The 12,994-nt window shown below is 36.0% G+C and carries 16 protein-coding genes; all 16 read left to right on the plus strand.

The window, feature by feature from the left end:
- Positions 1-61 precede the first annotated feature (61 nt).
- Complete coding sequence (locus OOT12_RS04925; protein ID WP_141456759.1) at positions 62-1,954, plus strand: hypothetical protein; 1,893 nt, start codon at positions 62-64, stop codon at positions 1,952-1,954.
- A gap of 187 nt (positions 1,955-2,141) precedes the next feature.
- Complete coding sequence (locus OOT12_RS04930) at positions 2,142-2,627, plus strand: hypothetical protein (protein WP_264685214.1); 486 nt, start codon at positions 2,142-2,144, stop codon at positions 2,625-2,627.
- An 18-nt stretch (positions 2,628-2,645) separates the two neighbouring features.
- Positions 2,646-4,130, plus strand: coding sequence for an ankyrin repeat domain-containing protein (locus OOT12_RS04935; RefSeq protein ID WP_264685215.1), 1,485 nt, complete (start codon positions 2,646-2,648; stop codon positions 4,128-4,130).
- Positions 4,127-5,959 (plus strand): phage terminase large subunit family protein, encoded by a 1,833-nt coding sequence (locus OOT12_RS04940; RefSeq protein ID WP_264685409.1) that lies wholly within the window; start codon positions 4,127-4,129, stop codon positions 5,957-5,959. The genes OOT12_RS04935 and OOT12_RS04940 overlap by 4 nt, the downstream gene beginning before the upstream one ends.
- Position 5,960: 1 nt before the next feature.
- A complete protein-coding gene (locus OOT12_RS04945) occupies positions 5,961-6,194 on the plus strand; it encodes a gpW family protein (RefSeq protein ID WP_264685216.1) in 234 nt (77 codons plus the stop codon).
- 39 nt (positions 6,195-6,233) lie between these two features.
- Positions 6,234-6,494 (plus strand): hypothetical protein, encoded by a 261-nt coding sequence (locus OOT12_RS04950; RefSeq protein ID WP_264685217.1) that lies wholly within the window; start codon positions 6,234-6,236, stop codon positions 6,492-6,494.
- Positions 6,485-6,766 (plus strand): type II toxin-antitoxin system RelE family toxin, encoded by a 282-nt coding sequence (locus tag OOT12_RS04955; RefSeq protein WP_010962706.1) that lies wholly within the window; start codon positions 6,485-6,487, stop codon positions 6,764-6,766. The genes OOT12_RS04950 and OOT12_RS04955 overlap by 10 nt, the downstream gene beginning before the upstream one ends.
- Before the next feature lie 102 nt (positions 6,767-6,868).
- Complete coding sequence (locus tag OOT12_RS04960) at positions 6,869-8,287, plus strand: phage portal protein (protein WP_264685218.1); 1,419 nt, start codon at positions 6,869-6,871, stop codon at positions 8,285-8,287.
- The gene (locus OOT12_RS04965) at positions 8,284-9,336 is read left to right on the plus strand and encodes a S49 family peptidase (RefSeq protein WP_264685219.1); all 1,053 of its coding nucleotides are present in this window, start codon (positions 8,284-8,286) and stop codon (positions 9,334-9,336) included. The genes OOT12_RS04960 and OOT12_RS04965 overlap by 4 nt, the downstream gene beginning before the upstream one ends.
- A 142-nt stretch (positions 9,337-9,478) precedes the next feature.
- A complete protein-coding gene (locus OOT12_RS04970; protein ID WP_264685220.1) occupies positions 9,479-9,850 on the plus strand; it encodes a head decoration protein in 372 nt (123 codons plus the stop codon).
- Positions 9,851-9,875: 25 nt separating this feature from the next.
- The gene (locus OOT12_RS04975; protein WP_264685221.1) at positions 9,876-10,880 is read left to right on the plus strand and encodes a major capsid protein; all 1,005 of its coding nucleotides are present in this window, start codon (positions 9,876-9,878) and stop codon (positions 10,878-10,880) included.
- A gap of 122 nt (positions 10,881-11,002) precedes the next feature.
- Complete coding sequence (locus OOT12_RS04980) at positions 11,003-11,308, plus strand: head-tail joining protein (protein ID WP_264685222.1); 306 nt, start codon at positions 11,003-11,005, stop codon at positions 11,306-11,308.
- Positions 11,309-11,815 (plus strand): phage tail protein, encoded by a 507-nt coding sequence (locus tag OOT12_RS04985; RefSeq protein WP_264685223.1) that lies wholly within the window; start codon positions 11,309-11,311, stop codon positions 11,813-11,815.
- The gene (locus OOT12_RS04990) at positions 11,812-12,288 is read left to right on the plus strand and encodes a hypothetical protein (RefSeq protein WP_264685224.1); all 477 of its coding nucleotides are present in this window, start codon (positions 11,812-11,814) and stop codon (positions 12,286-12,288) included. Before OOT12_RS04985 ends, OOT12_RS04990 begins: the two co-directional genes overlap by 4 nt.
- Positions 12,275-12,739 (plus strand): phage baseplate assembly protein V, encoded by a 465-nt coding sequence (locus OOT12_RS04995; RefSeq protein ID WP_264685225.1) that lies wholly within the window; start codon positions 12,275-12,277, stop codon positions 12,737-12,739. Before OOT12_RS04990 ends, OOT12_RS04995 begins: the two co-directional genes overlap by 14 nt.
- On the plus strand, positions 12,740-12,994 hold the full coding sequence (locus OOT12_RS05000; RefSeq protein ID WP_264685226.1) for a PAAR domain-containing protein: 255 nt from the start codon (positions 12,740-12,742) through the stop codon (positions 12,992-12,994).

Below are 12,994 nucleotides of genomic sequence, written 5' to 3' on the forward strand. Positions count from 1 at the left end.
TATACCGTATTTTAATGAGTTTAGCGTAACAAATAACTTTGGATTAAATGTGGTGTACTCAATGAATCAAGAAAAGACGTCAGCTGGAGTAGTAACGTCGCAAACAAATAATGAAGCATCGTTTTCTGAAGAAGTAGAAAATAATGTTTCAAATTCTACACTATCTGTTAAGGAGAGAATTGAATTGTTTGAAAAAGGTACGAAGCAAGAACCTGACCTGAACACTGAATGTAAACTAGCTTCTTTAAATGTGATTAGCAATAGTAGCGATAGCAGTATTACAGCAAAAATAGACGAAGCAGGTGCTGATTTTTCAGTGAGTTGTTCTTCTTTAGTATTTGATGATGGTAAAGACATAGAGGACGAATTTAATGCAGTTTGTGAGGCAAATGGAATAGAATATAACCGTCCGTATTCTCTTGATCAGCTTGAGGCAGCATCCAACACATCTTCCAACCCCAAAATAGACAATACAAAAGAAATGCAAAAAGAGGAAGAGGATAAAGAATTAGGAGATAAACCAAAGCCGTTACCTAGGAATGGAATGTTGGAGAAGGACAATATTAGAAATGTAGCTCCACCTTCACCTAGAACAGCAGAAAATCATCGGTTGAGTATTATTCAGGATATTGCACCACCAAAGCTACCACATTCTTCTTTCCAATTAAATGGAGAAAAATGTGATGAGCAAGAAGCTATAGGAGAACCTATGTATGCAACTATAGACAAAAATAAAAAATTCTCGAAAAGAGGTTTAGATGGTGAAATAAACGATCAAAGTCCGGAGATGGAAAAGTCAAATTCTGAAGAAACATCAATTAAGAAAGGATCAGAAGATATAATTGGTGAACCTGTAGATCTGAATACAAAATTTTTAAAAAAGAGTTTGGAAGGAAGTGATAGTGGAATAGACAATAGAAGTGCAGAGATGACAAGATCAAATTCTCAAGTAACAGAAATGAGTGAGTCTTGTGGCAATCAAGGATGGGAGAATATGTCATTAAATCATGATAGTCCAGTTACACTTTCAACTAGCTCATCAGAAAAAAGTGATAATGAAGAAACCCCGTTAATTAAAAAAGAAAAGAAAACAAATAGAATTTTGCCAAGAGTAAAATATGCAGTGCAGCAGAAGGAATTTATAATTTTCGGTATAGCTGCTGTTGCACTTAGCGTTTCTGCAGCTTTGGTATATTTACAGGATAAAGCACAATTTATTGCATTTTTTGCAAACAGTGTCATCTATGTAACTATACCAATTCTAGCTGTTGCATTATTGGTTGCAATTAGTCCGATATTTTGTGGAATAAAGCAATTTAGAGATACTGAAGAGTGTCAAATAGGGAGAAAGAATGCGAATGAAACTTTGAATCAGGTGCGAGAGTATCAATCAAAAGATAAAGTAATAAAATCAGTCAAACTGGAATACGGCAATGGTACTCATTCGCATTTTACACTTAACGCTTGGGAGGGTAAGAACAACTTCATTAATATTGACGACAAAGTCATTAGTAGAAGAAATAAAGTAGAATCAGTAATCAAAGATAGGCCATTATTTACAGCATTATTAAGCAGTTTGGTTGCTGCAAATATAGTATTGCCTTTATTACTGTATGTAGAAGGTGGTATTAATAGTGTACAGAAGTTTTACCAGAACGCTTTGATTAATAACGTAGGGTTATCACTACTTATAGGCTCGAGTATACTTGCACTATCAGTGATATTCCTTGGAGTACATTACTACAGAAAAACAAATTGCACAAATCTTGTATATTGTGAGGAAAGAATTGAACCAGAAAAAGTTAATGGAAAGTTCATTGAGGAAATAAAGGAAGCAAGGACAAAAGTGCTTGAAGAAAACCATAGTAAAGATGCCAAATGCAGCAGTTTAACGCTAGAGCAAGTAGTGGTTGAATCTCATAACTACAAAGATGCAATTTATAGTATTAGTTGAAAATGGCCAAATTTCACTATGTAAAAAGAAAGCAGCTATAAACCGGAGTACTTCGCTCTATATTAGTAAAATATCTCTAAGACGCCGGCAAGTATAAACAGGTAGGAAATTGCTGATACTGGCAAAACCTTTTCAGAGATTCAAGAAGAAAATTCGTAAAAAGGAGCGAAAAGAGAGGAGGAAAAGAGTGGAAAAAATCACACAAACAGAATGGGCAAGAGAGATAGGAGTATCAAAGCAATATGTCTGTTATTTAGTAAAAAAAGGAATAGTTGAGTTGGAGGATGGTTTGATCAATAGAGAACAAGCAAATGAAGCGGTGGCAGCAATAAGAGATCCAAGTCAGCCACTTAGGAGGAAAAATCCAGAAAACGAAAATACAAATAACCTTTCTACAATGTTGCTAAAAACGCGAATAAAAAATGAAATGGAGCGAGGAAGGTTGCTAGAAGCAAAGGCAAAAGCTGAAATAGGAGAACTTGTAGCAGTAGAGGAAGTAAAAAGTGAGGCATTTAACGTAGCAAGAGTTGTACGTAATAATTTGCTTAATGTTCCAAATAGAGTTTCAGCACTGCTTGCATCACTGAGTGACACTGAAAAAATTCACGAGACGCTAACTGAAGAGATTACAAACTCACTTGAAGAATTATCTAACGCTAAATTTAAAATATAAAAAGATTTTGAATACAAAATGGCTGATAACTTAAGTTTAGAGTTAATAAAGTGTTTAATCAATCAACCTGGATTAGATGTTAATGTCAGAGGGTTAAACGGAAAAACTCCACTGCATTGCGCTATAGAGTTTGATGAATTAAGCATGGTAGATTTGTTACTCACGAAGAAGAACATTAATCCTTTTGTGGAAGATAATGAAGGTAAAACATCTCTTGATTACGCCAAAGAAGGGAAAAAAGCAGAAATATTACAAGCGTTAATTAATAACAAGTACGGGTCAGAACAAGATAGCTTACTTCATTTAGCTGCAATGATAGGTGAAATTAATGCAGTGAGATATTTGATCAGAAAAGGTATTAACGTTAATGTACGAAATGCTTTGCATCATACGCCATTACATCTAGCAGCAGGGATAGGACATGCAGAAGTTGTAAAGATTTTGATAAGAGAAGGAAATGCTGAAATCGAGGTTTTTGATGCACGAAATCAGACACCGATGCACTATGCAGTTAACAACAAAAAATTGGAGATAGTAAAGTTATTACTGGAGCTAGGAGCAAATGTAAATAGCGCACGTGTAGGACAAAACTCGATGAAATTATCACCTGTGCATATAGCTGTAAGTAATACTAATTACGATGAAAGGGATTTATGTCTTGATATTCTCAAATGCTTAATAAAGGAGCCTAATGCTCAAGTCAATTTGCAGGACTACGAAAATAGAACACCTCTACATTACGCTGAAAGACTTAAAACAATAGAGGTCTTACTAACGCGAGAAGATATAGACCCTCTGGTAAAAGACGATAGCGGCAAGACACCATTTGATTACGCTAAACCTGAGATAAAGAAGGCTTTGATGAGTAATAAATACGGTTCTGAAAAGAATAGTCTACTACATTTAGCTGCACAAAGAGGAGAAATTGAGCTTGTAGAGTCTATCTTAAAAGAAGAAATCGATATTGATATTGTAAATAATAAAGGTTTATCACCGGTTTACCTTGCTGCGGAAAAAGGGCATTTACATGTAGTAAAGTTATTGCTGAAAAAAGGAGCAAATTATACACCTGTTTTACATTTAGCAATTAAATCAAACAATTTAGAGTTACTTAAAGTTTTGTTTACTGAAAAAAATGGGTCTTTGCTCTGCAGAGATACCGTTGTTAATTTTCCAACCCTTCATAATAAATATATAGCACAGAGAGAAATAGCAGATAAAAGGATGAAAAAACATAATAATATTATCTGCATCTGTATTACAGTTAGCGCAGTAGCAATGGCAGCATATATAGGTTTAACAGCAACAACAATAAGCAGTGCAATCATTTTTGCAACAATAACAGGGGTATTTGCGCTTGTTATAGCAATAATGATAAGTGAGATGAGCAAAAGATATATAGAAAAGGAATTTCAGAAAAAGATGTTTATGGAATTGGATGAGTGTAGTTCTATTGTTAATGATGTCGAGATAGAACCAGTTATGAGTAGATGCAGACAATGATATACGCTACATCTTTTTCTGAAGGTTTAAGGCCAGATCCCCAGCTTAAAGTATCAGAGTGGGCGAATGAGTATCGAGTTTTAGCGCCAACTGCAGCATCAGAGCCAGGTAAATGGAGAACAGAAAGAACTCCTTATTTAAAAGAAATAATGGATTCACTATCACCATCTTCACCTGCAGAAAAAGTAGTATTCATGAAAGGAGCGCAGATTGGGGGAACAGAAGCTGGCAACAATTGGATTGGCTATATCATCGATCAAACACCAGGTCCAATGCTGGTAGTACAGCCAACAGTTGAAATGGGAAAACGTTGGTCGAAGGGAAGATTTGCACCGTTAATAGAGAGTACACCATGTTTAAAAAGTAAAGTAAAAGACCCAAGGTCAAGAGATTCAGGGAATACTGTACAAAGTAAGGAGTTTCCAGGTGGAATAGTAGTAATAACTGGAGCGAATAGTAGTGTAGGACTGAGATCTATGCCAGTAAAATATCTCTTTCTTGATGAAATAGATGCCTACCCAGGAGATTCAGGAGGAGAAGGAGATCCAGTACTGCTCAGTATTGCTCGAACTAATACATTTGCAAGGCGAAAGATTTTTTTAGTATCGACACCAACGATTCATGGAATAAGCAGAATTGAGAAAGAATTTGAAGCAACAGATAAGAGATATTTTTTTGTTCCCTGTCCGTATTGTAATTACTATCAAGTTCTAAAATGGTCACAAATAAAATGGGAAGATAAAAATCCAAGTACAGCACACTATATATGTATAGAATGTGGTGAAAAGATAGAAAATCATCAAAAGACAGAGATGCTTGAACGTGGAGAATGGAGAGCTACAAATCAAGTACACAATAGCAAAGTAATAGGATTTCACCTTTCAAGTCTTTATAGCCCAGTTGGGTGGTATAGTTGGCAACAAGCAGTAGAGGATTTTCTGCATGCAAAGGAAAGTGAACAATTACTGAAAGTTTGGATCAACACAACGCTTGGAGAAACCTGGGTAGATAAAGGAGAAGTACCTGATTGGAAGCAATTATTTAACAGGAGAGAATTTTTTCAGATTGGCACAGTACCAAGGAGAGAAGTGGTACTTACTGCAGGAGTAGATGTCCAAAAAGATCGTCTAGAGGTAGAAGTTGTAGCATGGGGAAAAAGTCGTGAAAGTTGGTCAATAGACTACCGAGTATTTGAAGGAGATACAGGAAGTAGAGAAGTATGGAAAAAGCTTTCGGAGCTCCTCAATCATCATTTTATTGGTGAAAATGGGCTTGAATATATGATAAGTATGATGGCGGTTGATGCAGGGTATGCAACGCAGGAAGTTTACAACTGGGTGAGAAGTCATCAAGGGTCTGGAAGAGTAATGGCAGTGAAAGGTGTAAATAAAGCACTAGTGCCGCTGAGCAGCCCAAGTAGAGTAGATATAACAGTTGGTGGTCAAAAGCTAAAGAGAGGAATAAAGCTATGGCCAGTAGGAGTATCGATATTAAAGTCAGAGCTTTTTCAATTACTTAATATTTTGAAAGAAGAAGAGGGAAAAGCTCTACCTGGATATTGTCATTTTCCCGAGTATGCACCTGAATATTTTAAACAGCTAACGGCAGAGCAATTAGTCAGCAAGGTAGTAAAAGGATACACCAAACAAGAGTGGCAAAAGGTAAGAGAAAGAAATGAAGTGCTAGATTGCCGAATTTATGCGAGAGCTGCATCTATTGCGCTTGGAATCGATCGTTGGCCAGAGAGTAAATGGAATAGTTTGAGTGGAAAAATGGAAAGCAAAAAGCCTAAAAAAGTAAGGCAAAGCCAATGGTTGAATGAGAAGTGAAATGTATAACGAAGAATATTTAATTCAAGTCGAAGAAGCGATAAAGAAACTACAAAATGGAGAGAGAGTAGTATCAATTGCATATGGTGACCATGTTGTGAGATATGCTGAAGTTCAGATAAATGATTTACTAAACTTAAGACAACGTATTAAAGCTGAACTGAAAGTTGCAGGTGTGAGACCGAAGAGAAGAATTGTGATTGCGACAAGTAAGGGGATTGACAAAATTGTGTAAAAATGTTATAGTTTAAGATTGGTATTTTCTAGTTAAAATATGGATCAAAGTCAAGAAAGGCTTAATGTTAATGTAAATTTTGAGGGGGAATTTGCTCACTACCTTATAGAAATGGCAAAAGTTCAAAATAGAACTATTGAAGAAATTGTAAAAGATCTAGTAGAAGAAGAACTTGAGGTAAGTAAACTATCTGAAGGTGACGAAATGGATGAAGGAGAAATAGCTCTACTTGAACTTGCTGCTAAACGTAATGTTCCTGGAGCAAAAATAATTAGACATGAAGATATCAAGTGGGAATAATTTACCAAATTGGTTATTTAGAAGGTGTAGATACCGAAGATCTTCCTTCTCTTCCGAAAACAATACGGTTAAGGGTGCAAAAAGCTATAGAAAAACGTCTCACAATTATTCCTGATAAAGTAGGTGAGGCTTTATCGCATAAATGGGTAGGCTACTTTAGGTTGCGTGTTGGCGATTATCGAGTCATATACTTAATAGATAACTCAGAGCACATGGTCAAAATTGCAGCAATAGGACATCGAAAAGAAATTTATAAACGTAGTCCAGAGTAATGACTCTCTACATACAATCTGTTGACCAAATTCTCTAGCAACTTGCTATAATTTTTCAATGTCAAATTGTGCAACAACTTGTTGCATAATCAAAGAGGCAAAATGTTATTAAAATCATTCAAACAACTATTTAACAAACCAAAGATAAAAAGCTCAGCCTGGGATGCTGCAGGCTCAGGAAGAAGATTTTTTCACTTTCAACCAGAGTTAGGAAGTATAAACAATTTGCTGTCTCAAAACCTTGAAACTTTACGTAGTAGATCACGTGATATGGTGAGAAAAAATCCATATGCAGCAAATATTATTGATACAATAGTAAGTAACTCTATTGGAACAGGAATAAAACCGCAATCAAAAGCAAGGGATGGAGAATTTCGAAAGAAAGTACAAGAATTATGGCTAAGATGGACAGATGAAGCAGATAGTAACGGAGTAAGTGATTTTTATGGATTACAAGCTCTAGTATGCAGAAGTATGATAGAGGGAGGAGAATGTTTTATACGTTTAAGAACGAGAAAGCTAGAGGATAGATTTTCTGTACCATTACAACTGCAAGTACTTGAGTCTGAACATTTAGAAAATAAAACAAATAAAACTTTAGCAAATGGTAATGTAATAAGAAACGGGATTGAGTTCAATAGACTTGGGCAAAGAGAAGCATATTACTTATTTAGAGAACATCCAGGAGAAGGCTCATTTGGAGAATCAGTGAGAGTACCAGCAAACGATGTTTTACATATCTATAGACCACTAAGACCTGGGCAAATTAGAGGAGAGCCATGGCTTTCTAATATACTGCTAAAGCTTTATGAACTTGATCAATACGATGATGCAGAATTAGTGAGAAAAAAGACAGCAGCAATGTTTGCTGGATTTATTACGAGACTCGATCCAGAAGCAAATATCATGGGAGAAGGTGAAAGTAATGAGCAAGGAGTAGCACTATCTGGCCTGGAACCTGGAACAATGCAGCTTTTAGACCCAGGAGAGGACATAAAATTTTCAGAGCCATCAGATGTTGGAGGAAGTTATGAAGCATTCATGAGACAGCAACTGAGGGCAATAGCAATAGGTACAGGAATAACATATGAACAGCTAACAGGAGATTTAACAGGTGTTAATTACTCATCAATCAGAGCTGGATTAATAGAGTTTCGTCGTCGATGCGCTATGCTGCAACACAACATTATAGTATTTCAGTTTTGCAGGCCAGTATGGAGTAGATGGCTAGAGTTAGCAGTACTTTGTGGAGAACTGAGTATAGATGAAAAAGTAGTAAAAGCAGCGAAAGAAGAAGTAAGATGGATACCACAGGGATTTGATTGGGTGGATCCTTTAAAAGACCAGCAAGCACAACAAATGGCAGTAAGAAATGGATTTAAGAGTCGATCAGAAGTGGTTTCAGAGCTAGGTTATGATGTAGAAGAAATAGACCAAGAAATTGCAGAAGATCAAAGACGTGCTAGTTCCTTGGGTTTAAGTTTTGATTCCGACGTTACTACTAATCAAGAGATAATATGAAAAACCAAGCGATATGGCTAAACAGATGTGTAATGGTAGAACCAAGGAGTTTTGAATTACTGTCACTACAAACAGGAAAGCAGCCTATCTTTAAAAATATAAAACATGCGGTAAGAAATAGTGAAAGAGGAATAATACCAATACATGGAATCTTGACGAAAAAGTCAGAAGTTTTTGATGATGTATTGGGGATGACATCGTATGAGAAGATAAGTGAAGAGATAGAAGAAGCTTTAATAGATAAAGAAGTAGAAACAATAATTTTGGACATAGACAGCCCCGGAGGAGAAGTAAACGGTTTATTCGACCTTTCCGACTTTATTTACCAAGCAAGGAGAAAAAAGAGGATTGTGGCAATAGCAAATGATGATGCATACTCTGCTGCATATGCTATAGCCTCTAGCGCTGAGAAGGTATTTGTGAGCAGAACTTCTGGTGTTGGCAGTATTGGAGTAATAGCAAGTCATATAGATCAAAGTGGATTTAATGAAAAATGTGGAATAAAATATACCACAGTATTTGCAGGAAGTAGAAAAAATGATTTAAATCCACATGAGCCAATGACGTCTGAAAGTCTGGAAAGCTTACAAAAAGAAGTAGACCGACTATATGAAATGTTTGTGCAGCTGATAGCAAGGAACAGAGGTCTTTCAATTGAAAAGATTCGATCAACAGAAGCAGGGCTATATTTTGGCGAGAAAGCAGTAGAAATAGGTCTTGCAGATGGAATTACAATTCTTTCAGAGTTTAAATCTATTAATAAAAAAGGGGATATTACTATGAATGAAAAAACTACAAATGACCTAGAAACTGACAATTTAACTAAGTATCGTACTGAAGTTCTTGAATTAATACGTTTATGTAACTTATCACGAATGCCAGAAAAGATAGGAGAATTTATAGAGCAAGGCGTAAGTGTTGAGCAAGCACGGGAAGTTTTAATGGAGTTACTTGCAGAGCGAACGAAAAAGACAGAGATACTGAGTGCAATACCGCGGAATTCGCAGGAAGATTTGATGACACAGGTAGCGAAAAGTCGGTGCATTTAAATTTTATAACCGCCATATATAGTGCTCTGCGGTAAATAAGTGTCCAAAATGCGCCATAATGGCTAATTATAAGGTAATAACACGCGGTGTATAGCAGTTATAAACACGGCGGTAAAAAATAAAAAAAAGGAGAGAAAAAGAAATGATAAGTATAACTGAAGGAAATAATTTAGGCGATCTTCTGAAATATGAAGTGTCCAACCTATATTCAAGAGACCAAATAACAGTAGCTAAAGGTCAAAATCTTAAGCTTGGTGCAGTAGTTGCCAAAAAGACGGAAGATGGTTTTATTAGAGTACTTAATTCCACTGGAACAGATGGCACACAAACAGCAATAGGTGTAATAACAAGTGATGTAAACGCAACAGAAAACACCAAAGCAGTAATCATTACACGTATAGCAATGCTAGCAGATCATGCAGTTGTGTGGCCAGCAAATATCACTGAAGAGCAGAAAAATGCAGCAATAAAGCAACTTGAAGGACGAGGGATCATTATCCGCAAGGGAGTGTAACTTAAATTAATAAGGGGGAAAAAGAATGCAAAATCCATTTACAAATACAGCATTTAGCATGACGGCACTAACAAATGCGATAAATATATTGCCGATAAATTATGGACGTGTTGAAAATTTAAACTTGTTTCCAAATAGGTCAGTAAGATTTAGACATATCACCATAGAAGAACATAATGGAGTTTTAAGCCTGTTGCCAACACAAGTTCCAGGAGCACCAGCAACAGTAGGAAAAAGAGGAAAAAGAAAGGTAAGAACGTTTACGATTCCACATATTCCACATGATGATGTAGTGTTACCAGAGGAAGTACAGGGAATAAAGGCATTTGGATCAGAGAGTGAACTTAAAGCGCTGGCAGATGTAGTAACGGATCATTTGCAGCTAATGAGAAACAAACATGCAATAACGTTGGAGCATTTGAGAATGGGAGCGCTGAAAGGAATAATTTTAGATGCTGATGGGTCAGAATTATTAAATCTGTACAACGAATTTGAAATAACACCAAAAGTAGTAAATTTTGCACTAGGAACTGCAACAACTGATGTAAAGCGTAAGTGTCTGGAAGTACTCCGGCATATAGAAGATAACTTAAGTGGTGAATATATGACAGGAGTACATGCCTTGGTAAGCCCTGAATTTTTTGATGCATTAACTTCACATACTAAAGTGAAAGAAGCATACGAGAGATGGCAAGAAGGAGCAGCGCTTCGAAATGATATGAGGTCAGGATTTACGTTTTGTGGTATAACATTTGAGGAATATAGAGGGCAAGCAACTGATCCTGAAGGAACCGTAAGAAGGTTTATAGAAAGAGATACAGGGCACTGTTTTCCAGTAGGAACAGCGAGCACATTTACAACATATTTTGCACCAGCAGATTTTAATGAAACGGTAAACACACTAGGACAACCGCTTTATGCAAAACAAGAGCCAAGAAGATTTGATAGAGGGACCGATTTACATACGCAGTCAAATCCTCTGCCAATGTGCCATCGTCCGGCCGTTTTAGCGAAAATAGTAACAACATAGTAGGGTCCCCACATAGAAAACTCTATTTATGACCTTAAAAATATACCATAAAAATATACCATAAAAATATAAGATATGCAATATGTTTAAAATAATATGTAAAGACTTTTAGAAAAAATGGTATGCAGAAAAATATAAAGAGATTATTTAAAGATTGTTTTGCCCATTTAGGAGAGTTAGCTTTGTATGAGTCGAAAAATAAGGCGTACATGGTACAAGTATTAAAGCAAGAGCCAGATAAATTATACGAGATTGGTGAAGGGCAATTTGTAGGAGAAACTTTAGTGTTGGAAGTAAGTGCGTTTGATGTACTGCAGCCAATTGTAGGAGATATTTTTGTTATAGGTGACGGTAAATATAAAGTATATTCTCCACCGCTGCAAGATAATTCAGGAATGGTATGGAAAATTCGAGCGTCAGGAGTATAAATGCGTATTAACACCGGTAGTATTATACAAAGTATAGATGCTGAAAGGAAAAAAGTGGAAAAAGCGACAGTGAGTGCATTAAACAAAACAGCAATATGGCTAAAATCAAAAGCAGCTAAGGAAATCAGTGAGGAAAAGAAGGTAAAATTAAGTTTGATAAGAAAGAGATTAAGAATTTTTAAGGCGAAAACTAGCAGATTAGAAGTGTTAATTAGAGCAAATCTCTATGACATTAAAGCATCGGCAATTGGCAAAATACAAAAAACAAGAAGAGGATCGAAAGTAGGAAAGCATGAGTTTATAGGAGGATTTGCAGCAGTTATGCCAAAAGGAAATAGCGGTATGTTTAAACGTGAAGGAAGGGCAGCATTGCCAATAAAGGAAGTTAAGTTGCCACTAGAACCTGAGGCTTCAAGGATAATAGGGAATCTTGTTAATTATGAGGTTGAGAAAGTATTTACAAAATTTTTTGAACGTGAATTAAGTTATATTACAGGAAGTGTATGAATTTTAAAGATTTGCATAACGCAATTTGCACCACACTGAAGAAAGAAATACCAGCAATACAGACATGTGAAATTTATCCATCGATAAGAAAGGAATTAGTAGCGCCAGCGGTGTTTGTGGAACTTAGCGGATTTGAAAAAGGACATGATCCTGGAACAGAAGAATTAGCGCTGAAAGCAAGATTTGAAGCGAGGATTGTGATTGATAGCACAATAGAAAATGCAGCTATTATTGTCAGGTCATTAGCAGCAGAAGTAGCAAAAGTAGTAGATAAAAATACTTGGAACGTAAAAAATGTTTCACCAGGAGAATTTATCTCTGCAGAAGTTGACGAATTTAGACCTGAATTAGATGCATATCTTGTGTGGATGGTAGAATGGGTGCATACAATACACGTAGGGCGATCTATTTGGAAAGAAGGAAAATTTATGCCACACAAAATAGAAATCGGTGAAATAAATGTTAGAGAATAATTTTGCGATTGCAGAATTACAGAGGAAATTAGCCAATATTGTCCGTATAGGAGTTGTAAAAGAAATAGATTGTGAAAAAGCAAAAGTAAGAGTGAAAATAGGAGAATTTTTAACAGATTATTTACCATGGATAACAAGCAAAGCAGGAAAAGATAGAAATTGGTCTCCACCAGATATCGATGAACAAGTAATGGTATTTTCTCCTCTTGGTGAACTATCATTAGGAGTGGTATTAGGAGGAATATATCAGGAAAAATACTCTGCACCAGAGGATAAAAAAGAAATAAATAGTGTGAAGTTTCAGGATGGAACAAGATTGTTATATGATAAAGAGAAGCATCATTTAGAGATTGAAGTAGTAGACAAAATAACACTGAAAGCTGGGGAATCGAGCATAGAGATGACGAAGAGCGAAATAAAACTGAAAGCAGATAGAATAAACCTTAATTAAATGAATAAATCGGTTGTACGAGTAGGAGATTATTGTGGAGAAGCAACACCACACTTTTGCATTAGCGGCAGTAATAATGTTTTTGTAAATGATTTCCCATTCTGTAGGAAAGGAGACAATTTTAACGAAGGAAAAGTAATGATTCAAGGATCAAAAACAGTGTTTGCAAATGGTCATGGTGTAGGAAGAGTAGGGGATTCAGTATCTTGTGGGTTAAAAGTAATAAAAGGCAGTAAAAGCGTCTTTGCAAAATAG

The sequence above is a fragment of the Wolbachia endosymbiont (group B) of Parapoynx stratiotata genome, from assembly GCF_947250635.1.
Lineage (GTDB): Bacteria > Pseudomonadota > Alphaproteobacteria > Rickettsiales > Anaplasmataceae > Wolbachia.

Bases quoted from the DNA above. Each gene is read 5' to 3' on its own strand.
- OOT12_RS04960 (WP_264685218.1), top strand. From the start codon at position 6,869: ATGTTATTAAAATCATTCAAACAACTATTTAACAAACCAAAGATAAAA.
- OOT12_RS04975 (WP_264685221.1), top strand. From the start codon at position 9,876: ATGCAAAATCCATTTACAAATACAGCATTTAGCATGACGGCACTAACA.
- OOT12_RS04935 (WP_264685215.1), top strand. From the start codon at position 2,646: ATGGCTGATAACTTAAGTTTAGAGTTAATAAAGTGTTTAATCAATCAA.
- OOT12_RS04940 (WP_264685409.1), top strand. From the start codon at position 4,127: ATGATATACGCTACATCTTTTTCTGAAGGTTTAAGGCCAGATCCCCAG.
- OOT12_RS04965 (WP_264685219.1), top strand. From the start codon at position 8,284: ATGAAAAACCAAGCGATATGGCTAAACAGATGTGTAATGGTAGAACCA.
- OOT12_RS04990 (WP_264685224.1), top strand. From the start codon at position 11,812: ATGAATTTTAAAGATTTGCATAACGCAATTTGCACCACACTGAAGAAA.
- OOT12_RS04995 (WP_264685225.1), top strand. From the start codon at position 12,275: ATGTTAGAGAATAATTTTGCGATTGCAGAATTACAGAGGAAATTAGCC.
- OOT12_RS04970 (WP_264685220.1), top strand. From the start codon at position 9,479: ATGATAAGTATAACTGAAGGAAATAATTTAGGCGATCTTCTGAAATAT.
- OOT12_RS04980 (WP_264685222.1), top strand. From the start codon at position 11,003: ATGCAGAAAAATATAAAGAGATTATTTAAAGATTGTTTTGCCCATTTA.
- OOT12_RS04950 (WP_264685217.1), top strand. From the start codon at position 6,234: ATGGATCAAAGTCAAGAAAGGCTTAATGTTAATGTAAATTTTGAGGGG.
- OOT12_RS05000 (WP_264685226.1), top strand. From the start codon at position 12,740: ATGAATAAATCGGTTGTACGAGTAGGAGATTATTGTGGAGAAGCAACA.
- OOT12_RS04985 (WP_264685223.1), top strand. From the start codon at position 11,309: ATGCGTATTAACACCGGTAGTATTATACAAAGTATAGATGCTGAAAGG.
- OOT12_RS04925 (WP_141456759.1), top strand. From the start codon at position 62: ATGAATCAAGAAAAGACGTCAGCTGGAGTAGTAACGTCGCAAACAAAT.
- OOT12_RS04945 (WP_264685216.1), top strand. From the start codon at position 5,961: ATGTATAACGAAGAATATTTAATTCAAGTCGAAGAAGCGATAAAGAAA.